Source organism: Microbacterium halimionae (assembly GCF_011761265.1).
Taxonomy (GTDB): Bacteria; Actinomycetota; Actinomycetes; order Actinomycetales; family Microbacteriaceae; genus Microbacterium; species Microbacterium halimionae.
The window spans coordinates 427,578-451,540 of sequence record NZ_JAAOZB010000001.1; the positions used below are offsets into that span (position 1 = coordinate 427,578).

The window sequence follows — 23,963 nt, forward strand, 5'->3', positions numbered from 1 at the left end:
GGGGTCTCGCATGGGGCGTGGCCGTCAGAAGGCGAAGCACACCAAGATTGCTCGCGAACTCAAGTCGTACAGCCCGAGCCTGAACTACGCAGCGCTGGAGCGCGAGCTGGGTCACGCTGAGGGTGGTGAGCCCGAGTACATCGACAAATGGGCAGATGACTACTCGGACGAGTACGAAGACAAAAAAGCGTAGAAGCCGTTTACGGCTCTCGACGTCGCAACTCGCTCTCAACACTCGTTGACTGAGCGATAATTTTCGCGGCCGGAATCGCGGCGATTGCAATAACCCCGAGCGTGAGAAGCGGGATCGTCCATCCGCCCGTCGCGGTGTGAATCACACCGAAGAGGAACGGGAAAATCGCGGCAATCGTGTAGCCCGCACTCTGAACAAATCCACTGAGCGCAACTGCAGTGCGCGGCGATTCAGTTCGCATTCCCAACAGCATGAGTACGAGCGGGAACAGCAGCGGGCAAAGACCGAGGAGAGCGACCCAGAGCCACGTCGCTATCGTCGGCAAAAAGGCTAGGCCCAGAACCCCCGCCAGTGCGGATCCGATCGCGACGACGAAGAGCACAGCGATACCGTGGCGCGTGCGCGAAACGATCGTTGGCACAAGCAGCGACAGCGGCAACCCCATAAACGCGAAAAGAGAAAGCAGCGCTCCCGCCGCTCCCGCAGAGACGCCCCCGGTTTCGGTAAGCACGAGCGGTAACCACGCAAACATTGTGTATGCGGTCGCTGAGCTCGCCGAGAATGCGATGACAAGCGCCCAGGTCAACGGCAGGGACCACAGCCGTCGCGCCGCAACAGGCAGGTTCTCCTCACCGATAATTGCCCTCGAACGTATGGCGAGCACGACCCACGGTACGAGTGCAGCAAGGGCAAAGGCTGCCCAAAGCCCCAGCGATGCGCGCCAACCAGCAGCATCCGCGACCGGCACAGCGATGATCGGCGGCACGAATGTCGCGACAGCCATCGTGGTCGTGAAGAGAGTGGTCATTGCCCCGAGGTGATCAGGAAAGTATCTCTTAACGAGCGGTGGCAGCAACACGTTTGCGACCCCGACTGCGGCGAAAATAAGCGCCGTGGCCGCAACGAGCGAAACAGCATCCGTTGCGAATGCCCGCCAAATCATGCCCGCCGTTACAGCGACCAGAGCGACAACCGCAAGGCTCTGCACGCCGACACGACGTTCCCAGCGCGGTGTGAGAATTCCGAAGATCGCGTAACACACCGGCGGCGCCGTGCCGATCAGACCGACGATCGTTGGCGAGAGCGCGATGTCAGCAGAGATCTCATCAACGATCGGCGAGAGCGACGCGACTGCCGAACGCAACGAGAATGCGAGCAGAACGATCCCTGCCAGGGCAAGCGCTCGCCCACCCACCAGCGACCGCTTCGTCACGACGACTGCGAGCCCTCAACCCACGACAAGTACTCTTCGGTCACAGTGCCCGTGACGTATCGCCCATCGAAGCAGCTCATGTCGAGGTCGGTGACGTCCGAACCCTCCATGATGGCCGCCTTAAGGTCTTCGATCTCCTGATAGACCATGTAATCGGCCCCGAGCTCCTCGGCGATTTCAGGAATCGTGCGGCCGTGAGCGACAAGTTCGTGGCGCGATGGCATGTTAATGCCGTATACGTGCGGAAACCGGACTGGGGGCGCGGCAGACGCGAAAGTCACACTCTTTGCCCCGGCATCGCGCGCCATCTGGATGATCTCTTTCGATGTTGTTCCGCGCACGATAGAGTCGTCGATCAGCAACACGTTCTTGCCCTTGAACTCGCTCGACATCGCGTTGAGCTTTTGGCGCACACTCTTTTTGCGGACGGCCTGCCCCGGCATGATGAATGTGCGGCCGACGTATCGGTTCTTGTAGAAGCCTTCGCGGTACTCGAGGCCGAGCTTTCGCGCGACCTGCATTGCGGCCGGTCGTGACGAATCTGGAATCGGCATGACAACGTCGATTGACTCGACAGGTGTGTACTTGGCGATCGTGTCGGCCAGGCGTTCCCCCATACGAAGCCGTGCTTCGTACACCGAAATGCCGTTCATGATCGAGTCAGGTCGCGCGAGGTACACGTACTCGAACGAACACGGCACGAGTTGCGGCGACGGTGAGCACTGCTGGCTGTGCAGGTTTCCGTCCAAATCGATGAAAACCGCTTCGCCCGGAAGCACGTCACGCACGACATCGAATCCGCCGTTTTCGAGGACGAGTGATTCGGATGCCACGATCCACTCGTAGCGTCCGTTCTCAGCTTTTCGCGTGCCGAGAATCATGGGACGAATGCCGAACGGATCGCGGAAAGCGAGAAGCCCGTGTCCTGCGATCAACGCGATAGCAGCGTATGAGCCCTCAACGCGCTCGTGGACGCGAGTTACCGCTTGAAATACCTGGGCTGGGTCGAGCTCGATCGTCGTCATGACAGCTTGCAACTCAAAAGCGAGCACGTTGACGAGCAGTTCAGTATCGGAACTCGTGTTGAGGTGACGACGATCTTTGTAGAAGAGGTCGTCGGTGAGCTCACGCGTGTTGGTGAGGTTTCCGTTGTGCACAAGCACGATGCCATACGGTGCATTGACGTAGAACGGCTGAGCTTCTTCTTCGCTCGAAGCCGAGCCCTTGGTCGCGTAACGGCAATGACCAAGCCCGATCTCTCCCATGAGAGCGCGCATGTCGCGAGTACGGAAGCCCTCACGCACTTGGCCCTTTGCCTTGTGCGAGTGGATGACACCTGTCGCCTCGGCGGTGGAGATTCCCGTCGAGTCTTGACCGCGGTGCTGCAGCAGAAGAAGTGAATCGTAGATGTCTTGATTGACGGGACCCTGCCCGACCATTCCGACGATGCCGCACATGTGGTGTTACTTCGCTCCTATGGCAGACGATGCGCCTGTCGCATCGGCGTACGATCCGACGAGCCTGACCGCGCCGCCGTTGACGCCCTTGGCGCCCTGTTCAAACTCCCCCGCCGGGCGCGCACCGTCTGAGACGGTACCCACCTGCCACGTGGCAATACCGATGTTTGCAAGGAAGGATGCCGCGGCATCCGCCTTCTCTGCTGAAACCACAGCGAGAAAACCGATTCCGAGGTTCCAGGTGCCCTCGGTGTCGCGCAGGTCAAGGCCGCCGAGATCGGCAAGCACCCGGAACACCGGAGACGGCGACCAGGAGGCACGATCAACATCAACCCAGCACTGCTCGGGCAGGATGCGGGCAAGGTTTGCCGCGATGCCGCCACCTGTGACGTGGCTGAGTGCGTGCACGTCCATGCCGAGTGTCTCAATGAGCTGCAGCAGCGGCGTTGCGTAAAGGCGAGTGGGTTCGAGAAGTGCTTCGCCCCAGCTGACCCCGAAATCAGCGGCGTGATCGCCGTAGCTGATACCTGAGCGGGTCACGATGTGGCGGACGAGTGAGTAACCGTTGGAGTGGAGCCCGCTGGATGCGAGCGCAAGAACAACGTCGCCATTACGAACGCGCTCGGCGCCCAGCATCCGGTCTGCCTCGACGACTCCGGTCGCGGCGCCCGCCACGTCGTAATCAGCGGGGCCGAGGAGGCCCGGGTGCTCAGCGGTCTCGCCGCCCACAAGGGCGGTACCGGTTTCGGAACAGCCCTGAGCGATACCGGAGACGATCGCGGCGATGCGCTCCGGAACGACCTTGCCACAGGCAATGTAGTCGGTCATGAAGAGCGGCCTCGCTCCCACGACGACGATGTCGTCAACGACCATGCCGACGAGATCGAGCCCAATGGTGTCGTGCTTGTCGACAGCCTGGGCGATCGCAACCTTTGTGCCGACGCCATCCGTGCTGGATGCCAGAAGAGGCTTGGTGTACGAGCGCAGCGCCGAGGCGTCGAAGAGACCCGCAAAGCCGCCCACGCCGCCGAGAACTTCGGGACCGTGCGTGCGACGAACGGCCGACTTCATGAGTTCGACAGCGAGATCTCCCGCCGCCGTATCGACACCAGCGTCGGCGTAGGGATTCTTGGGGGATGTGGGAGAGGTGGATGCCACGTGAACAGCCTACCGGGGGCCGTGCCCATGCGGCTGCCAGTGCGCTGAAGAGAGCACCGGCAGCGCAGCTCGCGGTCGCGGCGCCACTCCGGCGGGAGGATATCCGCCCTGGGGAGGTGCTTTGGGGGCTAAACCTCCTCCACTAGGCATATCTCCTCCGCACAGAAGGGACCTAGCGAACGCGGTGGAGCCCCTGAGCGATGGCACGCATGATCGTGTCTTGCACACGCGGCCAGTCATGCATCACTTGCGCGTAGCCCACCCGAATTACCTGGTAACCGCGCAGCATGAGCTCGGTATCGTGCCGATTGTCGCTCGTGCGCTGCGCCCCAACATGATGCCCACCGTCGATCTGCAGCACGAGGCGATCGCCGATGAGAAAGTCGACTCTGTGACCGGCGATCCACGCCTGCGGCACAATCGGCAGGTTTAGCCATCGCAGCCGACTGCAGACAATGGTCTCGAGGCCAGAATCTGAGAACGGTGAGGCATCCGCCATGAGTTTTCGAGCGGCCGGCGGCAGCGCGAGGCGCCCGAGCGTCAAAATATCCACCGCGCCGTCGCGGAGTGCAGACTCCCAGATGACGAGTGCGCTCTCGTAGGGCTGGCACGCAGCGACCAGGACGAGGACGTTCTCGATCGGATCAGCAAGAGCTTCCGGATGCCGCGGCACAATGGGCAGCGATCGGTGCACCGTTGTTCCGGGCGCAGTGTCGACGTGTCCGGCATGTGCGTGCGCGGCAACATGGGGCGCACCCTCGTACAGCGACCAGAAGCCGAGGCGCTCCGCTTGGGTGACGCACGACAGGATGACACCGGCTCGAGCCGCCGCGAGCAGGTGCGCGTCAGCATCCGGCGTTGCAACCCAGGCGCGGCGCACACGCTGAACGATGCCCGCGTGGACTGCCGCGGCGATTGTGTGTTTGGAATGCCCGAGGCGCAGCAACCGGCTTCCGCGCACAACACCGCCGCAGCGGCGCACCTCCTCCGCGACAGCGCGTACACGTGGACCCGGTTGCACAATGAGCATGACCTCACGATGGCGGGCTGTGGCATCCGTGGGCGCTTTTTGCTGCAGCCCGTGGATATGTGCGCCGCGCTCACACCGTTGGGAGGACCCGGCGCACCGCCGCAGGGAGGACATCTGCCCTCGGGAGGAGGATGCCGCAGCAAGACTCCTCCCGCCGGCACATATCCTCCGGCGGTGCGCGGCCCTACAATGGCCGCATGGCTGGGGCCGGGAGTCCGGAGTGGGTGATTCGCGAGGACGCGAGTCGGCCGGTACTTCTTGCCCTTTTCCTTCGTCAGGTAGCGGGAATTCGGGCCCCCGCCGAGCTCCCGCCACTTCGCGGCGTTCCGTCGCCAGCGGTCGCCCGCGATCATTCGGAACAACTCGATCTTGAGCGCGAGTGGCGGCAGTACTGGGACATGACAGTCGAGCCTCAGGCCAACCCTTCACCCGTGCCGCTAGAGCTCGTCGGCGGATTCGATGATCTGCTGGCGCTCCCCGAAACAGGTGCGGACCGGCTTCGGGCCGCCGTTGAGCCGCACGGAGCAGCGGCGTTAGCTCACGTCAATCGCGCGTATGAGCTTTACAGCAAGACCAGCACGTCTCGCCCGGGAACCTCGTACCGCGCGTACGCAAGCGCTATCGCAGAGCACGAACGACAGGTGGGGCGGCGTGCGCACTCTTTCGAACTCAACGTTCAGGTACTGCCGCTCACTCAGCGAGGCGTGTGGTGGATCGGCGCACTCACTGTTGCGGTGACCGATGGCCTACGCGGAGATGTCGCCGCTTTCGACACCGCGATTCACCCGATTATCGCGGAACTGGCCTAACGCTCAGTCCTGAGTGCGAACGACAGCGTGCTCGGCACGAACGTCGACGGTGCGCCGCCCGACCATGCTCCCGAGTACGAGGGCAACGACGCCGCCAAGAAGAATCCCCCCGGCTCCGCAGAAGAGCGCGAGGAATCCGAAGACCTGGGTGTCTGAGTACGTCACGCCCGAGGTGCTGACTTGATCGGTGCCGTTGAAAGCGAACGTCAAGATCATCGCAACGAGGATGCCGAGCCCCGCGCCGAGGACGAGAAACACGCCGTATCGCGGCGAACGGCGCACGGTAACTGTTTCGATCGGGTCGCGAAACGACCCATCGACGGGGTTCTGGGGAGTGGGCGCCTGGTCGGCCATATCCCTATTGTCTCACTGCCCGGTGCCCTCGGCTGCGAGAAGGCTGGGCCCCACGGAAGTGAGGCCCAGCCTGTGGCTCGCGTCGGTTAGATGGCGTGAATCCGTCGGCGGCGAAGCACGAGTGCTCCCACGCCAAGGAGCAGAAGCGATGCTCCCATCCACAGCGCTTCACCGGGCAGCGTGCCGCCCGTCGCCGCGAGCGTGGCATCCGTCGATCCGTCGCACGGCACTTCGGCGCCGAGCGGGAATGTGAACGACACCGAGTCGAGCGCGTCACCGGCGTTGTAGAAACCGGCAAACGCTTCGGCGCCAGCGGCCGTGAGCGACGCCGACGCGTTCGACCATGAAATGCTGTTCGCTGACTGCGCCGCGGTCGGTAATAAGAGCGTTGCGAACACAACGCCGGAGGCATTGACGTCAGGGGAACCGTTGAATCCCCGTGATTGCACATTCACGATGAGCGACGCACTTGTGGCACTCGTCACCTGGATGCGCGGGTTCGAAATCGTCAGATCGAGCAGCCCATCATGGCCCGTGTAGTGAATAGAGCCCGCGAAGCTCACTCGCCCGCGATCGTTCTCGGCGCTGTATGCACCAGAACCCGAGCCCCAGCCGCCGGAAACGGATCCGTTCGCGATCGGACCATTGATGTAGCTCACGAAGGACTGCTTGACCCCCCACTGCAAGGTCGCACCAGACACTGACTGCGCGACGCACGTGGGTGCGGCAACCTCTTCGACCGCGGCGGCTGCTGCGGCTGCGGCTGCGGCTGCGGCTGCGGCTGCGGCTGCGGCTGCGGTAATCGTGAATCCCGCGGATGCCACGACATCGCCGTTGACACTCAGTTCGATCGTGTGCGCTCCTATCTCGAAGTCAGCAGGTACCGTCCAGGAGAAGCTCACTCGTCCGGTGTCGCCGGCTACGACGGTTCCAACCGTGACCGGGTCAGAGTGCACGACGGCGGCCACTCGATCGCCGGAGACAAAGCCCGACCCGCCGAATGTGAGGGTCCCGCCCTGTGCAACGCTGCCGCTGCTCAGTCCACCGATTGTGACAACCGGTGCAGATTGCTTCGCGACCGTCACAGGCGTAAAGGTGTCGAGGGAACGGTCAGTGATCGACAGGCGGTGCGCCGCAGACGTCACAACCTGATAATCGACTCCGGCATCGAGGGCGCCCGCCGGCACCGTCAAGGTGGTCGTGAACTCGCCGTCTACGATCTGCGCCGGCTGCACCCACGCCTGAACAATCCAGCCCTCGGTCGGCAGCGCGCCGGTTCCGTTCCACAGCGAGGTCTCGCCCAGGAGAACGTAGGCGCCGCTGGCCGCTCCCGCGCCGGTGAAATCTGTGCCGTTCACTGTCAGAGTGTGCGCGAGCGCCGGGTCGAGGTCTGTCGTCGGCGTCACCTCGACCCGTGGGGCACTGGTGTCAGGCGTGGGCTCAGGGGTCGTGTCAGGGGTCGTGTCAGGGGTCGGGTTCGGATCCGGGGTTACTGAAGCAAAGTTGATTGGCTCTGCGAGTTCGTTGACAGCCTGGACCACCCCGCCAGCGCCGGTCGTAAACACAGCCAGAGTGCCGCCGTCGATCTGTTTCGCGGCTAGCGTTTCCTGATCAATCGTGACGTTCCACGTGAAATTCGCGGTGCCATCATCGTTCACCGACCACTTCACATACGGCGACTCATCGCTCACTCCCTGCGCCCATGCGGTGTACGCACTTGCACGAGCGCTCGAGGGCGCTCCCTCAGACGCATGCCAATTGTCTGCGATCCAACCGATCTGCACGTAGACCCCGGCCGACTGGCCTGCCGTCGGACCGTAGAGTCCGAGGGCATCAGTGTTGTAGTTCGAGCCTGTGACAGTCACCGTTGCACCTGTCGGGTCGAGCGAGTCCGAGGGCGTGACCGTCAGCGAGGGCGCAGGTGCCTCAGGAACCACGGGTGCGACGTACGGCACTGTCAAAGTGAGAGGGTCAAGAGCCGTTCCCGCGGTGTAGAAGCCAGCGAACAGCGGCACGCCGGCATCCGTGAGCGTTGTCGCGGCGTTCGCGTAGGTGGCCGTGCCATCCGCGATTGCGGGGCCAGACAGTACCAGCGCCGCAATACCCACACCTGTTGATGTCGAGTATTCACCGCTCGTCATATCGCGCGTCACGGCATCGACGTAGAGCACGCCAGTTGTTTCACTCTCGATCGAAACGCGGGGGTTCGAGAGTGTGACGTCGAGCACGCCGCCATGAGCTGTGAACTGCACAGCGCCCGAGAATGCGGCTTCACCTGACTGCGCATCGGTGTCGACGGTGCTGCTTCCACCGCTCCACACGAAGGGGGAAGACCCCGAAACATTGCCGCTCGTGACGACGGAGCCGCCACCGATCGGACCACCGACGTACGAAACAAAGCTCTGCTTCACTCCCCACGACAGAGCGGATGCCTCAGCTGCCTGCGCGGGAGTGGCGATACCGACGATGGCCCCGGCCATGACAAGCGCACCGGTGATCACACTCGCGAGCAGCCGTTGAAGGGGCGATCTACTCATTTTCTGCACGAAAAAGCTCCTTGAAGAGTGGGGACGCCGCGGAACACCGGAAACAGTGCCGCAGGCGAGCAGAAGTTAGGTTCCGCTTACTTAGCTAAGCCTTGCCTATCTTTAACCTGAAAGCAAGGTGTGCGGGTCAGTGAGCGGAGCGACGCGGCAACACGATGGGCCGCCCGGTGTCGACATCGGAGATCACCCGCACCGCGGTGCCATACACCTCAGCGATGCGCTCTTCCGTAAACACGTCAGCCGGTGCGCCGTGCGCGACGAGCCGCCCGGCGTCAATCATCGCGACCTCATCGGCATATGCCGCGGCAAGAGAAAGATCGTGCAGCACGACGACGACAGCACGGCGAGATTCTGCGAGCTGGCGGGCAATACGCAGCACGTCTTCTTGATGGCGGAGATCGAGCGCTGCAGTGGGCTCGTCTAACAGAACTATGCGCGTGTCTTGAGCGAGAACGCGGGCCAATGACACCCGCGCACGTTCACCACCAGACAACGATGAAAACGGGCGATGGGCAAGATGCTGTACATCGGTGCGCAGCATCGATTCGGCGATGATCGCGTCGTCGTCGCCCGCTTGCCCGTCGTCGACGTGCGCGCCGATCCAGGGCGCGCGACCCATTTCTACGACGTCGTAAGCCGAGAATGCGAACGACACCTGATTCGACTGGAGCAGCACCGCGCGCGTGCGGGCAAGCTCCGTGATGTGATGCTGCGCGAGGGATTTTCCATCGAGCAAGACCTCACCCGACGATGGGCTGATATCTGCGGTGAGCACGCTCAACAGGCTCGACTTACCCGCACCATTCGGGCCGACAAGGGCCAAGACACGCCCGTAAGGCACATCGAGCGAGACATCGTCGAGGATTGTCGCCGCACCGATGCGGTAGCCCACAGCGCGCACCTCGAATGCGAGCGTCGTGGCATCCGTTCTCATGCCCAACCACCGCCCGAGCGCCGGCCGCGCCGAATGAGCCAGTAAAAGAACGGGCCACCAATCAGAGACGTGAGGATGCCGATGGGGAGATCCGCCGACGGCACGAGGGTGCGTGCCAAAAGGTCGGCGTAGACCAACAGTGTTGCGCCACCGAGGAGAGACACGATCATGACCCAGCGGTTGGCTGGCCCCAGAGCCATCCGCACGAGGTGTGGCACGACGAGGCCGACAAAAGCGATGATTCCCACGAATGCGACAGCGACGCCCGTCATCAGCGCAACGACCACGATCGAGACGACCCGCAGCCGTTCGACACGAACACCCAGATGGGATGCCGTGCGATCACCGAGTGCGAGCAGGTCGAACTGACGGGCAAAACCGAGGGCGATCACCGTCGAAACGGTTCCGAGCGCGGCGACGACACCGACCTCTGTCCAGCGCGATCCGTTGATTGAGCCCAACTGCCAAAAGACGATCTGCTCGCGCGCCGAACTGCCACCGGCAAACATCAAAATGGCGAGCGCCGCCCCCGTGAACGCGTTTACCGCGATGCCGGTGAGAATCAGCGTGACCGATTCGGTTCGACCGTTAGCCTTCGCCGTCGAATAGACGATAAAGGTCGCGGCAAGCCCACCCGCGAAGGCGAAAACCGCCGTCGTCCAGGTGCCGAAAAATGTCAGCCCCAGCGCGATCGATGCGGCGGCTCCGACCGCCGCTCCTGACGAGACACCGACGACGCCAGGTTCTGCGAGCGGATTGCCGAAAATCGCCTGCATAATCGCGCCAGCGATGGCAAGCAACCCACCGACGAGTAGCGCCATCACTATCCGTGGAAACCGAATCTGCCATAGCGTCTTCTCGATGAGTTCGCCGGTCGGTGCCCATCCGTTGTCGAGGCCGAGCGAACGAAGCACCGACCCAACGACCTCTGTGGGCGCGATCGAAAGCTGGCCGAGGCCCGCCGAAAGTACGACGCCGGCGACCAGAAATACCGAAGCAAGCGCGACGACGGCGCCTCGGCGGAATACGACCGTCGCAGCCGAAGTCGCCGCCGACTTCGCTGCCGTCTTCGCTGCCGTCTTCGCCTGCCCAGTCATGAGGCTTTTGGGGCGTAGATCGCGCGCGCAAGTGCATCCAGCACGTCCGCCGAGCGCGGCCCGAACGAGAGAATCTCACCGTCAGCCATGTCGACGAAGCGACCATTCTGACCCGCCGTCGTGATGGCGATTGCGGGTTTTGACTCCAGCAGGCCATCAACGCCGCCAACAGAGGCGAGCCCGTCGGTCATGACGAGGATGAGATCTGGGTCGGCAGCAACGATCGCTTCATCGGTCATCGGCTGCATCCCGCTCCACCCGAGTTCGCCCGCAACGTCGAGGCCACCGAGCGCCGTAATGAGTTGGTCGGCACCTGACTCTTCCCCGAAGAGGTAATACACACCCGATGCGCCACGCATGTAGAGAAAGATCATGCGAATCTTCGCACCGGATACCACCGAGGGGAGAGCCGCTATCTCAGCGATCTTCTCTTCGACATCCGCCGTGATGCGAGCAGCGAGCGCCGCTCCGGCATCGGGTGCACCATAGGTCGCTGCAACGTCTTCGGCGAGCGCTGCGGCCCCTGTGAATGACGGCTCGTTTTCGAGGAAGACAACCCGAATTCCCACATCGCGAAGCTGCTCGATCACGTCTCGAGGCCCCACGCTTCCGTCAGTGATGACGACAGCCGGGTCAAGGGCGATGATCGACTCGGCGTTGACAGTGTGACCGCCGCTCGTGACGAGGGGCAGGTCTTCGGTGCCAGGAAAGGTCGTCGACTGATCCCGCGCGACGAGAGTTTCTCCAAAGCCGAGGCCCCACACCGTGGCGGCAAGCGAACCCGAGATATCGAGCGCGATGACCCGAGAAGTATCAGTGACTACGACGTCGACATCACCATCGCGATCGTGCGAGACGACGGTTGCGGGGAGTGACTGCGCGGGATCATCGCTGACCGGGTGCACCGAGGCATCCGCTATCACCGCTGTCGATGCGCCCTCGTACGTGAGCGGGTCGTCGAGAACGTCAGACTGCGACAGCGGCACAGCGCTGGCAGCGGACACTGGGGCCGGCTGGTCGACACCCGAGGCGCAACCGGTCAGGAGGAGTGCTGCGGCAATCACTGCCGCAAGGGCCACCCGCGGGAGTCTCACAGACGCGCTTTCTGCCGGCGGCGAATAAGCACGACCGCGGCCGCCGCGGCGAGTAGCGCCGCGGCGGCGCCCCCACCGACCCATCCGATCCACGACTCATCCTCGGCGGCCGTGGGGTCAGCAGCGATGAGTGGCGTCACTGATTCCGTGGGCGTCGCCACGACGTCTTGCTCGGGTTCGGCGCAGTCCAAAGTCATCGTGAATGTAATGGGATCGAACATGGTTCCCGGCTCGTAATTGCCGAACTCCGCGAATCCCTCCGCCGTGATTGCCGTCGGCACGGCTCTTGCCGTGACCGTCTGTTCGCCCACATCGAGAGGCGCTGCCGTGAGGTCAAGCTCAACGAAGCGAATCTGCGTTACGGTCTGCACGTTCTCGGAGTCACCGGCCATGGCATCGCTCATTGAGACGCCGCTGACGTCGAGCAAGAGGTGCGCTCCAGAATCGTCGAGCACGAGGGTCGGGTCGGAGATTGTCGTGTTCAGCAGGCCGTCGTGGCCCGAGAACGTGACTCCGCCGAGAAAAGAAATCGAACCGGTTGCGCTCTCGGGATCGTAACTGCCGGACCCCTCCGGCCATGTGAAGGCAGGAGTTACATACGTTGCCGGCGCGCCCACCTGCCAGTCTCCGTTCGCGATCGAACCCGAGATGTACGCGCGAAACGACTCTTTGAAGCCCCACACCAACTGTGCCGACGTGACATCGCATGCTTTTTCGGCGGGTACTGCCGTTTCGGCGGCGCTAGCGGCGGAAAAGAAGCCACCCGCGACCATTGCTGATCCTGCGCCGAGGGCAGCGATACGGAAAACGAGAGCAGACAGGCCTGAGCGCATTAGGCAAGCCTAACCAAACTTCTAGCTCAGTGCTGAGCGTGTAAGCCGCTTCGTCAGGGGCGCACGGGAAGCACCGGCGAAAGATCTGCCCGCACGCCTGAAGCGTTGATACGGCCCTCGGCAGCGGCATCCGCCCATTTTTCGGCACCCGTCGCCAACGCGATCCAGGTGGCGGGATCCATCTCGACGACATTCGGCGGCGTGCCCCGCGTGTGCCGTGGACCCTCGATCACTTGCGCCGCGCCGTGCGGAGGCACGCGCACCTCAACCGTGCCGCCTGGCGCCTTCTCGGCGAGCAACTGCAAGAGATATCGGGATGCCGTGGCTTCAGCAGGGCGCGCGGGCACGACGCCCGCTTCACGCGCCGTCGCCACCGCAGCGAGTGCTGCGCGGCCATCGTCTGTCGAGATTTTGCGAGCCATGGCGATACCGTATCGGGCACAGCGCGCCCCGCGGCTAGGCTGGCCGAGTGAGAATCCTGGTCATTGGTTCGGGCGCGCGCGAGCACGCCATCATCCTTGCTCTCCGTGCGGAGAGCGCCGATCACGTGATCTTTGCCGCGGCCGGCAACGCCGGCATCGCCGCGGACGCAACGGTCGTAGAGCTCTCGGAGACCGACGCTGTCGCCGTCACCGAGTTTGCCGGCAGCGAGCAGATCGACCTTGTCGTGGTCGGCCCGGAAGCGCCGCTCGTTGCGGGGGTCGCCGATGCGCTGCGTACCCGCGGCATCCCGGTCTTCGGACCCGGGAAGGCCGCCGCAGCGCTCGAAGGCTCAAAGGCTTTCGCCAAGCGGATCATGCACGCGGCAGGTGTTCCGACCGGCCGCGCACAGCACGCGTATAACCGCGAAGAAACAGCGGCCGCTCTCGACACGTTCGGCGCCCCGTACGTCGTGAAGGCCGACGGCCTTGCCGCCGGTAAGGGCGTCATCGTGACAGATGACCGAGACGCCGCCCTCGCGCACGCCGACGGATTTTTGTCGACCGGGCCGGTTCTCGTCGAAGAGTTTCTCTCGGGCCCCGAAGTGTCGCTGTTCTTTTTGTGCGACGGAGACCGCGTGCTGCCGCTCAGTCCCGCGCAGGATTTCAAGCGCCTGCTCGATGGTGACGCCGGCCCCAATACGGGCGGCATGGGCGCGTACTCGCCGCTCGGCTGGCTTGCCGATCGGTTCGGAAGCGAAGAAGCATTCGTCGATCAGGTCACGCGCGAAGTTGCCGAGCCGGTCATTCGCGAGATGGATGCCGAGGGCACCCCGTTCATTGGACTGCTTTACGCGGGTCTCATCATCACCGAATCCGGTATCAAGGTCATCGAGTTCAATGCGCGCTTCGGTGACCCCGAGACGCAGGTCGTTCTGCCGCGGCTCGTCGATCCCCTGTCTGAGCTGCTGTTGGCAGCGGCGTCGGGAACGCTGGAAGACATGGCACGGCCGGTCTTCGCCGACACCGCCGCCGTCACTGTTGTGCTTGCGAGCGAGGGGTACCCGGGGCATCCGCTCACCGGCCGAGCCCTTGGCGGACTCGATGCCGCAGCCGCTATCGAGGGCGTGCATATCGCCCACGCGGCCACAAAGTCGGTTGACGGTGAGCTGCTCGCCACCGGCGGTCGGGTGCTGAGCGTTGTGGCAACCGGCGATGACTTCGCCGCTGCGCGCGCCGCTGCCTACGAGGCCGTCGCCAAAATCTCGCTGCCGGGCGCCCAATACCGCACCGACATCGCCGCCCAGGCCTGACGGCCCATTCCCGGCAACGGCCTCCGCCCAACGGCCCCGCCCGACGGCCCCTTTTCCCCCGCCCATGTCTCACTCATTCACCCTTTTGCACCCAAATACCTGCATAAGTGAGACATGGGTAATCACAGGGGGCTGTGTCAGAGCGGGATAATGGGGCAGTGACTTCACCTTTGAGCCTGGCCGGATGGCGACACCTGTACTCGGGGAAGGTCCGGGACCTCTACGTGCCCGACGCGAGCGAAAATCCCGAGCGGATGCTGGTGGTCGCTAGCGACCGTGTAAGCGCTTTCGACCACGTCCTCTCCCCCGGTATTGCTGGCAAAGGCGAGCTGCTCACGACCCTGAGTCTCTGGTGGTTCGACCAACTCGCGGGGGGCGACGGTGGCGGGGGCATCCCCAATCACCTCGTCGCCGACCATGAGCTGACCGGCGACGACACCGTGCGGGAGCTGATCCCAGCGGCCGTATCGGGCAGGTCAATGCTCGTGCGAAGCCTTGAAATGTACCCCGTCGAGTGCGTTGTGCGCGGATACCTCACCGGTAGCGGCTGGGTCGAGTATCAGTCGAGCGGCACTGTGTGTGGCATCCCACTACCCGAGGGGCTCAACGACGGCGATCGACTGCCCGAACCGATTTATACGCCCGCGTACAAGGCACCGATGGGTGAGCACGACGAGAACATCTCGTACGAGCAGAGCGTCGAGCTCGTCGGTGCGGATGTGGCGGCGGCCCTTAGGGACGCATCACTTGAGATTTACCGCAGAGCGGCTGCGCTCGCCGAATCACGCGGACTCATTCTCGCCGACACCAAGTTCGAGTTCGGCGCCGATGAGAACGGCACACTCACTCTCGGTGACGAAGTGCTAACGAGCGACTCTTCGCGATACTGGGATGCCGAGGCGTGGCACCGATCGACAGTTCCCGCCGAGCGCATGGCGAGCTTCGACAAGCAGATCGTCCGCAATTGGCTCGCCGCGAACTGGGACAAGACCGGCACTCCCCCGGAGCTTCCCGAAGAGGTCGTGGCTCGCACAGCGAATCGCTACCGGGAGCTTCTCGAGCGTCTCACTGGCGCGTAAAGCGCCGCACGAACTTGCAGAATCACTGAGCCGAGAGAGAACTATGCCCATCTGGACCATGCACGGAAACGGTCGAACCGTCGGCCCCGGAAAAGTCGTCGCACCAGCTGAGCGCCTCAACTGGCCAGCTACCATCGCGATCGGCGTGCAGCACGTCGTAGCGATGTTCGGCGCAACCTTTCTCGTCCCCGCACTGACGGGCTTTCCAGTCTCGACCACGCTCCTCTTCTCCGGCATCGGCACTCTGCTGTTCTTGCTCGTCACAAAGAACAAGCTGCCGAGCTACCTGGGTTCATCCTTCGCGTTCATCGCGCCAGTAACGGCGGCGACCGCGAGCGCCGGAATGGGTTCGGCACTCGCCGGAATCGTGGCGGTCGGCCTGCTGCTTGCCGCCATCGGATTCATCGTGCAATTTGCGGGCATCGGCTGGATCGACAAGCTCATGCCGCCGGTGGTCGCAGGCAGCATCGTCGCACTCATCGGGTTCAACCTCGCTCCCACCGCATGGGCGAGCTACGAGCAAGCACCGATCACAGCGACACTCACACTCGCGGCGGTCATCATCTTTGGCGTGCTTTTTCGTGGCTTCCTCGGACGCATCTCCATTTTCGTCGGCGTCGCCGTCGGCTATGTCGTCGCCGTCATCCGCGGTGAAGTGGACTACTCCAAAGTCGGCGAAGCTGACTGGCTGGGTTTGCCCACATTTCACATCGCCGATTTCGCTTCTTCCGGCACCTGGAGCGTGATCGCGATGTTCCTCCCGGTCGTACTCGTGCTGATCGCCGAGAATGTCGGTCACGTGCGAGGGGTGGCAACGATGACGGATGCCTCGGTGAACAAGTCCACAGGGCGCGCGCTGATCGCAGACGGTCTCGCGACAACACTCGCTGGCACGTTCGGGGGATCGGGGACCACGACCTACGGCGAAAACATCGGGGTGATGGCAGCAACCCGGGTGTATTCAACCGCCGCCTACTGGGTAGCTGGGGCCGTGGCAATCCTCTTGAGCCTCTCTCCGAAAATCGGGGAAGTGTTCAATTCAGTGCCCGCGGGAGTCCTCGGCGGAGTCACCACAGCGCTATATGGCCTCATCGGAATCATCGGAATCAAGATCTGGGTCGATAACCGCGTCGACTTCTCGCGCCCGGTGAATCAGTACACCGCGGCGGTTGCTCTTGTGATCGCGATCGCCGGTTTCACTATGCAGTGGGGCGACTTTCAACTCGGTGCCATCGTGATCGGAACAGCCGCCGCCCTCATCATTTATCACGGTGGCAATGCGCTCGCGCGTTGGCGAAAGACCGGCGCTGACGATGGTGGTCCCCTCGTGAGCTAAAGCACTTCGCGGGGTCGGATCAAACTACGCCGAATCGCGGTCGATCAGCTCGGTCGACATGATTGTGGCGTGTGTCGGCTCTTCGCCGCCGAGAATCTGTAGCAGTGTGGCCGCCATCGCGCGACCCTGCGAAAACGAGGGCTGACGCATAGTCGTGAGCTGCGGTACAACGCCAGTGGCAACCGGCGAATCATCAAATCCTACGATCGCAACGTCTTCGGGAACACGAAGACCGGATGACTGCAGCACAGACATCGCGCCTCGAGCCATCAAGTCACTCGCGACAAAAATGGCGTCTGGTCGCACCCCGGTGTCCAAAATTTCCCGCATTGCGGTGGCTCCGCCGTTGGCCGTGAAGTTTCCGTCCGCCGTGCCAACCGGCGTGAGGCCGGCATCGTTCATGGCGTCGTGGAAACCGTCGAGACGGTCAACACCAGCCGGCATTGTGAGGGGTCCCGTAATCGTCGCAATATTGCGGCGCCCCTTCGCGATGAGGTGCGCCGTGGCATCAGCAGCTCCCGCACGGTTGTCGACGTCGATGTAGTAATCATTCGGGCGTTCACGCACCGGGCGCCCACCGTAGACCACTGGAACTGCCGCCGCGATGCGATCGATGAAAGTGTCACTCGTGTGGTGCGACACGATGATGGCGCCATCGACATTTCCGCCGCGCACGTAGCTCGTCATCTTTTCGCCCGCATCGTCGCTTGCAATCAGCAGGTTGAGAACGTAATCCGAGTCCCGGATGACCGAGTTAATTCCAGAGACGATAGCGGCGAAAAAGGGATCTCCGAAGAACCGGGTGGTGTCTTCGGGCACGACAAGTGCGATCGCAAGAGTGACGCTGCTCGCGAGCGAGCGCGCGGCACGGTTAGGCACGTAGTTCAACCGCGCAATCGCCTCTTGCACCGCCTCCCGCGCTTCCGCGCTCACAGCTGTCGAACCGTTGACCACCCGAGACACAGTTGATCGAGAAACACCGGCTACCGCCGCGACCTCCTCGATCGTTGCCGCGCCCCGCGAAGAAATCGTCATTTGTTCATCTTGGCGTATCTCCCTGTGCCTTCTCGAGGCGCGACTCGAAAAGTGACGCTAGAGCGCTCGTTCAGCAATTACTCGCTGGTACTCGAAGCCACTGTCTTTCAACGAGCGTTCCTGCGTGAGGTAGTCAACGTGAACGATGCCGAACCGCTTCTCGTAGCCCCATGCCCACTCGAAGTTATCGAGGAGCGACCAGTAGAAGTACCCACGGACGTCAACGCCGGTATCGATCGCATCGAGGATCGCGCCGAGATGCTCACGAACGAATGTCGATCGCTCAGCATCGTGCACTCGAACGACACCGTCTTCGTTCACTGCGATGTCGTCGTAGGCCGCACCGTTTTCGGTGACGTAGAGAACTGTCGACGCGGGCGCGGCATACTCGCTGCTGACGCGGCACAGGAGCCGCGTCAGGCCCTCCGGCTGCACATCCCAGTGCATAGCGGTCTGCGGAAGCTGGCGATCGTGCCAATAGATGCCGTCGGCCGCGGGGAACGGTGAGTGTGCGACGCGGTCGGTGGGCGCATCGCCACTGATCGCGGGCGACACTGCGGGAACGCCACTGACGAGTTCACCGTGGTAATAGTTCACGCCGAGCGCATCGATCGGAGTCGAAATCACCTCAAGGTCACCGGGTTTCACTGCCGCTTCAAACTGAGCCACGGCATCCGCATCAACAGCGCGAATGTCGTCGAGAACGTCACTCGGGTACGCGCCACGGAAGACCGGATCGAGGAACCACCGGTTGAACTGACCGTCGATACGGCGGGCAGCATCGAGGTCACGCGGGGATTCAGCATCAGCGGGGTCTGCAACCGTGAGATTTAGCGTGATGCCGAGGTCGAGGCTGGAATCGCGAGCGCGCAGTTCACGCACCGCCTGGCCGTGACCAAGCAGCAGATGGTGCGATGCCAGCATTCCTTCAAGATTGCTGTAGTGACCCGGAGCGTGAATTCCGGCCGTGTAGCTAAGGAACGACGAGCACCACGGCTCATTGAGCGTCGTCCACACGTTCACCCGGTCGCCGAGCGCATCATGCATGTCGAGCGCATACTCAGTGAACAGGTCAGCGGTGTCTCGGTTGGCCCAGCCGCCCTTCTCCTGCAGCGCCTGCGGCAGATCCCAGTGATAGAGGGTCAGCCACGGCAAGATGCCGGCATCAAGCAGCCCGTCAACGAGTCGCTTGTAAAAGTCAACACCGGCTGGATTGAGCGGACCACCATCGGGGTGCACGCGCGACCAGGAGGTCGAGAAGCGATATGTCTGGAGCCCAAGGTCCTTCATGAGCGCGATGTCTGCCGGGTACCGGTGGTAGTGATCGCAGGCAACATCTCCATTGTCGGCGTTGATCACAGCACCGGGCACGCGAGCGAAGGCATCCCAGATGGAGTCGGTGCGACCGTCTTCACTAGCCGCTCCCTCGATTTGATAAGCAGCCGTTGCCGCGCCGAACAAGAAGTTCTGCGGGAACGCACGCGACGCGGTAGTCATAGTGAGTGTGTCCTTTCGGGCAGCGAGAGTCATCCCTTCACCGCCCCCTGCATGATGCCACTGACAAGTTGTCTTCCAGCAAAGATAAACAGAATCAGAAGCGGAATTGTCGAAAGCAACACGCCTGCGAGCACGATCGAGTAGTCGACAAAGTAGTTGGACTGCAAGAGCGACAGCGCAACGGGCAGAGTCGGGTTCTGACGATCAAGCACGATAAACGGCCAGAAGAAGTTATTCCACGCCGTCACGAAGGTGAACAGAGCGAGCATCGCGGCTGCCGGTCGTGCAGCAGGCAAGCCCACTGTGAGGAACGTGCGAAACGAACTCGCGCCGTCGACGCGTGCGGCCTCGATGAGCTCGTCGGGAACAGCCTGCTGCAGGTACTGCGTCATCCAGAACACACCGAATGCTGTGACGAGCGCCGGCACGATGATCGCACCAATCTGTCCCGTCCACCCGATGTCGCTGAACAGGATGTAGAGCGGCACAACCCCGAGCTGCATGGGAACAGCCATCGTGGCGATAACAAAGATGAGCAGAAACGAGCTGCCCTTGAACTTCAGCTTCGCAAACGCCCAGCCCGCGAGGGTGGAGAAGAACACGACGGATGCCGCGATCAACGCCGAGCTAAAGATGGAGTTCCAGAGCGCCAGCCAAAAGTTCACAGCCGGGTCGTTGACAACCGCCGCGGCATTTTCGAAGAAGTTGCCACCGGGGATCCACGACATGTTGGGGTCGCGGATTGTGGTTGAGTCGCCGGAACCGATGAGCAGCGACCAGTAATACGGAAAGAGCGATGCGATCAGGACTATGGCGAGGCTGGTGTACACGAACCAGCCGGGCTTCGTGCCCTTTACGGCACGGCGACGCTTCTGGCGACGTGGGCGCTCTTCGGGGGCAATATCGGGGTCGCGGACACCGATAGGAACAGGCTCAACAGCGGTCATGACCCCGCCTCCTCGGTCTGGTTTTCGTTGCGACTTCCGGTGGCGGCCGCGCGTTTCGCGAGACGTGCTCCCGCTCTTCGTTGCGCTCGGGTCATCGAAGTTCGCTTTCCTTCATTGCGCACGAGCCCCTGAGTGACAAAGAGATTGATGACGCCGATGGCCAGGATAATGATGAAGAGAATCCATGCAAGAGCCGCGGCACGTCCGAAGTTCCACTCGCCCCAACCAATGTCGTAGAGCCACAGCGTGATGGTCAGCCACTGGTAGTTGGCACCGCCCGTGCCGTACTGGTCGTACATGCGGGGCTCATCGAAGATCTGAAGTCCGCCGATGGTCGACGTGATGATCACGAAAATGAGGGTCGGCCGGAGGCTCGGCACCGTGATCGAGAAGAACTGGCGCACCTTGCCGGCACCATCGACTGTTGCGGCTTCGTAATAGTCGCGCGGGATGGCTTGCATCGCCGCAAGAAGAATGAGGGTGTTGTAACCGGTCCAGCGGAAGTTCACCATGGTCGCAATCGCGATGTGGCTCGCGAATGCGTTTGAGTGCCACGGAATTGCGGGAATGCCGAGGTTCTGCAATGTGGTGTTGACGATTCCGTACTGGTCGCCGAACATGTTGCTGAAAATGAGCGCGACGGCAACGGGCGCCATGACGTAGGGCAGCAGAACGCCCATGCGCCAGAAAGTCTTTCCGCGAATGTTCTGGTCAAGAATCGCGGCGATGAAGATTGCGAAGATGAGCTGCGGAACTGAAGAAATCAGGAAGATGCTGAATGTATTGCGCAGCGCTATCCAGAACTTGGGGTTGGAGAGCACATACGCGTACTGATCGAAACCGATGAAAGTACCGGTGTTGCGAACCAGATCCCAGTCCATGAAAGAGATCACGGCGGTGAAAGCGATCGGGAAGAGCCCCACGATGAAGAAGAGGATGAAGAACGGCGAGATGTACAGGTAGGGCGAGAACTTGAAGTCCCACCGGCTGAGCCGTGGGCCGAAGCCGACGCGGCGCGGCTTCTTCGGTGCCGGTGGAGCGGTCTTCGCTACTTCCGGCGGGTTGATGGTCGTCGTCACGACGCACCTCTTTTCAGGGGGAACGGGATCGAGCATGGTGGTGCAGCCCGAGTGGTGTGGACACGCGTGTGCCCACACCACTCACGAGCTACGACGGAGGGTTACTGAAGTGCGTCGACTTCAGCGGCCCACTGATCCCAGGACTGCTGCGCATCTTGCGTGCCGTCTTCGACACGGGTGAGCGCCTTCTGCATGGCGTCGTTGATCTGGAAGTAGAACGCGCCCTTGAACGGTGCAACCGTGACAGCGTTCGCGCGATCGGTGAGGATCTGGCCAACCGGTGCGTTGTTGAAGTACTCGTTTGTCGACTCAAGCAGCGTCGGGTCGGTGAGAGCTTCGTTCTGGCTTGGGAACGTGCCTGCCGCTTCGAACGCCGTGATCTGCTGCTCGGGAGCGGTCAGCCAGTCGGCAAGCTTCTGAGCTGCCTCAACGTTTTCGCCGTTGGCCGGCACTGTCAGGTACGAACCGCCCCAGTTACCGCCGCCACCGGGGAAGACATTTGCAATGTCCCAGCCGGTCGTGTCGGGGGCGTTGCCGGAGATGACACCGAGCATCCAACCGGGGCACAGCATCGTCGCGAAGGCGCCGTTGGAAAGACCAGCCATCCAGTCATCCGACCACTGGCCGAGGTGAGCAGACTGCGTGGCGCTGGCGTCGAGAACCTGGTTGTAGATGTCTTCAACTTCGGGGTTCGTCGTTGCGGTGATCTCACCGGTGTCGGGGTCTTCGTACGCGGCGGGAAGTTGGTTTACCATGCCCTGGTAGGTGCCACCGGCGGAGTCGAAGAATGCCTTGCCCGTGGCTGCGACGTACTCATCGCCAGCTTCGAAGTAGGTCGACCAGTCGCCCTCAAGCATCGCGGCGACTTCGTCACGATCGGTGGGGAGGCCGGCTGCTTCGAAGAGGTCCGAGCGATAGCAGACGCCCTCGGGGCCGATGTCGGTACCGTAGCCGATGAGGTTTCCGTCGGCATCCGTTGCGGCTTCGACCTTCCAGTCGAGCCAGCGGTCGGTCAACTCGGTGGGAACCGGTGCGAGGAGGTCCGAGTAGTCCATGACCTCGGGCAGCCAGTCGACCTCGATGGCTTCGACGTCGGCAAGACCAGTCTTTCCGAGCTTCTGGAAGTAGTTTGCTCGAGCGTCGTTGGACGTTGCGGCCTTGTTCTGGACGACAGTGACGCCGGGGTTCTCATCCATGTACTTCTGAAGAAGCGCATCGGTGTATCCGAAGTCATTGAAGGTGGCGACGGTCAGCGTGATGTCGCCACCGTCTGCTGACGAGCCACCGTCGCTGCTGCTGGAACATCCGGCAAGAACGAGAGCTGCTGTTGATGCAACGGCTGCGATGGTGGCGGCGCGATGCAGTGCGCGTGATTTCACGGGTCACTCCTTTGTGTGTGGGGTAAAGATGAGCCGAAGCGCTCTTTTGCTGCCCGTGGGAGCGCTCCCAATCTCTTCGCAGCAAACGCTATGGGACCGCTCCCACGATGTCAAGAGAGCGCTCCCATGATTCTGGTCACGATTTGGCCACTACAGTAGAACCGCTGCTTTTCCCACGACATCGGAGCTTTCGAATGCCCACAATCGTCGTCGACGTGATGCCCAAAGCCGAACTCCTCGACCCCCAAGGGAAGGCCGTAGCCGGAGCCCTCTCCCGAATGGGCATCGACGCCTTTGACTCGGTGCGCATCGGCAAGCGATTCGAGCTCCGCGTCGAGGGCGAAGTCACCGACGCAGTCCTCGACCAGGCTCGTCAGATCGCGGCGGATGTTCTGTCCAACTCCGTCATCGAGGATGTCGTTGGCATCGAGGTTGTCGAATGACAGCGCGCATCGGGGTCATCACGTTCCCGGGCTCGCTCGATGACCGTGATGCCCAGCGCGCTATCCGCATGGCAGGAGCCGAGCCCGTTGTGCTCTGGCACGGCACACACGATCTCGACGGCGTAGACGCACTCGTACTACCGGGTGGGTTCAGCTACGGCGACTACCTTCGCGCCGGCGCCATCGCGGCTCTCGCACCGATCATGACCGAAGTGAAAAGCGCGGCAGCATCCGGGATGCCGATTCTTGGTATCTGCAACGGTTTTCAAATGCTTGTCGAAGCCCACCTTCTGCCGGGCGGCTTGATCAGGAACGCGAACCAGCAGTTCATTCGCCGCGACCAGCGGCTGCGTGTTGAAAACGCCTCGACGGCATGGACGAGTGAGTTCACTGTGGGTGACGAGATCGTCATTCCATTGAAGAACGCGGATGGCGGATTCACGGCAGACGCCGAGACGCTCAAACGCGTCGAAGGTGAGGGCCTTGTGGCGTTTCGCTACCTCGGCGTGAATCCCAACGGCTCACTCGACGACATCGCCGGCCTCACGAACGAACGTGGCAACGTGGTGGGCCTTATGCCGCACCCTGAGCACGCAGTTGAAGAGGGTTTTGGCCCGAATACACCGTTAGCGATGCGCTCCGGTACCGACGGACTCGGTTTCTTCACGTCGGCAATCGCTGCGGTCGTCTCCGCTGCCGCGTGATTCGATAGCCACGC

General features: G+C 62.5%; 23 protein-coding genes. 7 read left to right on the forward strand and 16 right to left on the reverse strand.

Annotation, left to right across the window (positions count from 1 at the left end; translation table 11 throughout):
• The first annotated feature begins 10 nt into the window (after positions 1-10).
• Positions 11-193 carry a DUF3073 domain-containing protein gene (locus FHS06_RS01950; protein ID WP_165140806.1) on the forward strand — a complete coding sequence of 61 codons (183 nt, stop codon included), beginning with the start codon at positions 11-13 and terminating at the stop codon, positions 191-193.
• Between the two features lie 7 nt (positions 194-200).
• Here the strand turns inward: FHS06_RS01950 and FHS06_RS01955 are convergent, their stop codons facing one another.
• The 4 genes from FHS06_RS01955 to FHS06_RS01970 all read right to left on the reverse strand — a co-directional run bounded on the left by FHS06_RS01955 (position 201) and on the right by FHS06_RS01970 (position 5,051).
• Positions 201-1,406, reverse strand: coding sequence for an MFS transporter (locus tag FHS06_RS01955; RefSeq protein ID WP_167044760.1), 1,206 nt, complete (start codon positions 1,404-1,406; stop codon positions 201-203).
• Positions 1,403-2,863: an amidophosphoribosyltransferase gene (purF, locus tag FHS06_RS01960; protein ID WP_167044763.1), complete on the reverse strand. Its 1,461-nt coding sequence runs from the start codon at positions 2,861-2,863 to the stop codon at positions 1,403-1,405. The genes FHS06_RS01955 and purF overlap by 4 nt, the downstream gene beginning before the upstream one ends.
• 6 nt (positions 2,864-2,869) lie before the next feature.
• Entirely contained in the window at positions 2,870-4,021 is a 1,152-nt protein-coding gene (gene purM / locus FHS06_RS01965; protein ID WP_167044766.1) for a phosphoribosylformylglycinamidine cyclo-ligase, read from the reverse strand.
• Between the two features lie 172 nt (positions 4,022-4,193).
• Positions 4,194-5,051, reverse strand: coding sequence for an endonuclease domain-containing protein (locus tag FHS06_RS01970; protein ID WP_167044769.1), 858 nt, complete (start codon positions 5,049-5,051; stop codon positions 4,194-4,196).
• A 197-nt stretch (positions 5,052-5,248) separates the two neighbouring features.
• Between FHS06_RS01970 and FHS06_RS01975 the strand changes: the two genes are divergently transcribed.
• Positions 5,249-5,860, forward strand: coding sequence for a zinc-binding alcohol dehydrogenase (locus tag FHS06_RS01975; protein WP_167044771.1), 612 nt, complete (start codon positions 5,249-5,251; stop codon positions 5,858-5,860).
• 3 nt (positions 5,861-5,863) lie between these two features.
• Here the strand turns inward: FHS06_RS01975 and FHS06_RS01980 are convergent, their stop codons facing one another.
• The 7 genes from FHS06_RS01980 to FHS06_RS02010 form a co-directional block, all read right to left on the reverse strand.
• Entirely contained in the window at positions 5,864-6,214 is a 351-nt protein-coding gene (locus FHS06_RS01980) for a potassium transporter Trk (protein ID WP_167044774.1), read from the reverse strand.
• Positions 6,215-6,300: 86 nt separating this feature from the next.
• Entirely contained in the window at positions 6,301-8,751 is a 2,451-nt protein-coding gene (locus tag FHS06_RS01985) for an HtaA domain-containing protein (RefSeq protein ID WP_167044776.1), read from the reverse strand.
• 136 nt (positions 8,752-8,887) lie between these two features.
• A complete protein-coding gene (locus FHS06_RS01990) occupies positions 8,888-9,694 on the reverse strand; it encodes a heme ABC transporter ATP-binding protein (RefSeq protein WP_167044779.1) in 807 nt (268 codons plus the stop codon).
• Positions 9,691-10,791, reverse strand: a complete 1,101-nt coding sequence (locus FHS06_RS01995; protein WP_167044782.1) for a FecCD family ABC transporter permease — start codon at positions 10,789-10,791, stop codon at positions 9,691-9,693. Before FHS06_RS01995 ends, FHS06_RS01990 begins: the two co-directional genes overlap by 4 nt.
• Positions 10,788-11,870, reverse strand: coding sequence for a heme/hemin ABC transporter substrate-binding protein (locus tag FHS06_RS02000; RefSeq protein WP_310734756.1), 1,083 nt, complete (start codon positions 11,868-11,870; stop codon positions 10,788-10,790). The genes FHS06_RS01995 and FHS06_RS02000 overlap by 4 nt, the downstream gene beginning before the upstream one ends.
• Before the next feature lie 11 nt (positions 11,871-11,881).
• Positions 11,882-12,718, reverse strand: coding sequence for an HtaA domain-containing protein (locus FHS06_RS02005; protein ID WP_167044785.1), 837 nt, complete (start codon positions 12,716-12,718; stop codon positions 11,882-11,884).
• 53 nt (positions 12,719-12,771) lie between these two features.
• Positions 12,772-13,140 (reverse strand): sterol carrier family protein, encoded by a 369-nt coding sequence (locus FHS06_RS02010; RefSeq protein ID WP_167044788.1) that lies wholly within the window; start codon positions 13,138-13,140, stop codon positions 12,772-12,774.
• Between the two features lie 47 nt (positions 13,141-13,187).
• On the opposite strand from FHS06_RS02010, the gene purD reads away from it, so the two are divergent.
• The 3 genes from purD (at position 13,188) to FHS06_RS02025 (ending at position 16,865) form a co-directional block, all read left to right on the forward strand.
• Positions 13,188-14,450 (forward strand): phosphoribosylamine--glycine ligase, encoded by a 1,263-nt coding sequence (gene purD, locus FHS06_RS02015; protein ID WP_167044791.1) that lies wholly within the window; start codon positions 13,188-13,190, stop codon positions 14,448-14,450.
• A 158-nt stretch (positions 14,451-14,608) separates the two neighbouring features.
• Positions 14,609-15,529 (forward strand): phosphoribosylaminoimidazolesuccinocarboxamide synthase, encoded by a 921-nt coding sequence (locus FHS06_RS02020; protein ID WP_167044794.1) that lies wholly within the window; start codon positions 14,609-14,611, stop codon positions 15,527-15,529.
• Positions 15,530-15,572: 43 nt separating this feature from the next.
• Positions 15,573-16,865 carry a uracil-xanthine permease family protein gene (locus FHS06_RS02025; RefSeq protein WP_167044797.1) on the forward strand — a complete coding sequence of 431 codons (1,293 nt, stop codon included), beginning with the start codon at positions 15,573-15,575 and terminating at the stop codon, positions 16,863-16,865.
• Between the two features lie 24 nt (positions 16,866-16,889).
• Here FHS06_RS02025 and FHS06_RS02030 read toward each other — a convergent pair whose 3' ends face one another.
• The 5 genes from FHS06_RS02030 to FHS06_RS02050 all read right to left on the reverse strand — a co-directional run bounded on the left by FHS06_RS02030 (position 16,890) and on the right by FHS06_RS02050 (position 22,802).
• On the reverse strand, positions 16,890-17,900 hold the full coding sequence (locus tag FHS06_RS02030) for a LacI family DNA-binding transcriptional regulator (RefSeq protein ID WP_167044800.1): 1,011 nt from the start codon (positions 17,898-17,900) through the stop codon (positions 16,890-16,892).
• A gap of 57 nt (positions 17,901-17,957) precedes the next feature.
• Positions 17,958-19,397: a GH1 family beta-glucosidase gene (locus tag FHS06_RS02035; RefSeq protein WP_167044803.1), complete on the reverse strand. Its 1,440-nt coding sequence runs from the start codon at positions 19,395-19,397 to the stop codon at positions 17,958-17,960.
• A 29-nt stretch (positions 19,398-19,426) separates the two neighbouring features.
• Positions 19,427-20,344 carry a carbohydrate ABC transporter permease gene (locus FHS06_RS02040; RefSeq protein ID WP_167044806.1) on the reverse strand — a complete coding sequence of 306 codons (918 nt, stop codon included), beginning with the start codon at positions 20,342-20,344 and terminating at the stop codon, positions 19,427-19,429.
• The gene (locus FHS06_RS02045) at positions 20,341-21,423 is read right to left on the reverse strand and encodes a carbohydrate ABC transporter permease (protein WP_310734755.1); all 1,083 of its coding nucleotides are present in this window, start codon (positions 21,421-21,423) and stop codon (positions 20,341-20,343) included. Before FHS06_RS02045 ends, FHS06_RS02040 begins: the two co-directional genes overlap by 4 nt.
• 101 nt (positions 21,424-21,524) lie before the next feature.
• The gene (locus FHS06_RS02050; protein WP_167044812.1) at positions 21,525-22,802 is read right to left on the reverse strand and encodes an ABC transporter substrate-binding protein; all 1,278 of its coding nucleotides are present in this window, start codon (positions 22,800-22,802) and stop codon (positions 21,525-21,527) included.
• 194 nt (positions 22,803-22,996) lie between these two features.
• On the opposite strand from FHS06_RS02050, the gene purS reads away from it, so the two are divergent.
• Positions 22,997-23,245 (forward strand): phosphoribosylformylglycinamidine synthase subunit PurS, encoded by a 249-nt coding sequence (purS, locus tag FHS06_RS02055; protein ID WP_167044815.1) that lies wholly within the window; start codon positions 22,997-22,999, stop codon positions 23,243-23,245.
• On the forward strand, positions 23,242-23,949 hold the full coding sequence (gene purQ / locus FHS06_RS02060) for a phosphoribosylformylglycinamidine synthase subunit PurQ (protein ID WP_167044818.1): 708 nt from the start codon (positions 23,242-23,244) through the stop codon (positions 23,947-23,949). The genes purS and purQ overlap by 4 nt, the downstream gene beginning before the upstream one ends.
• The last annotated feature ends 14 nt before the right edge of the window (positions 23,950-23,963 follow it).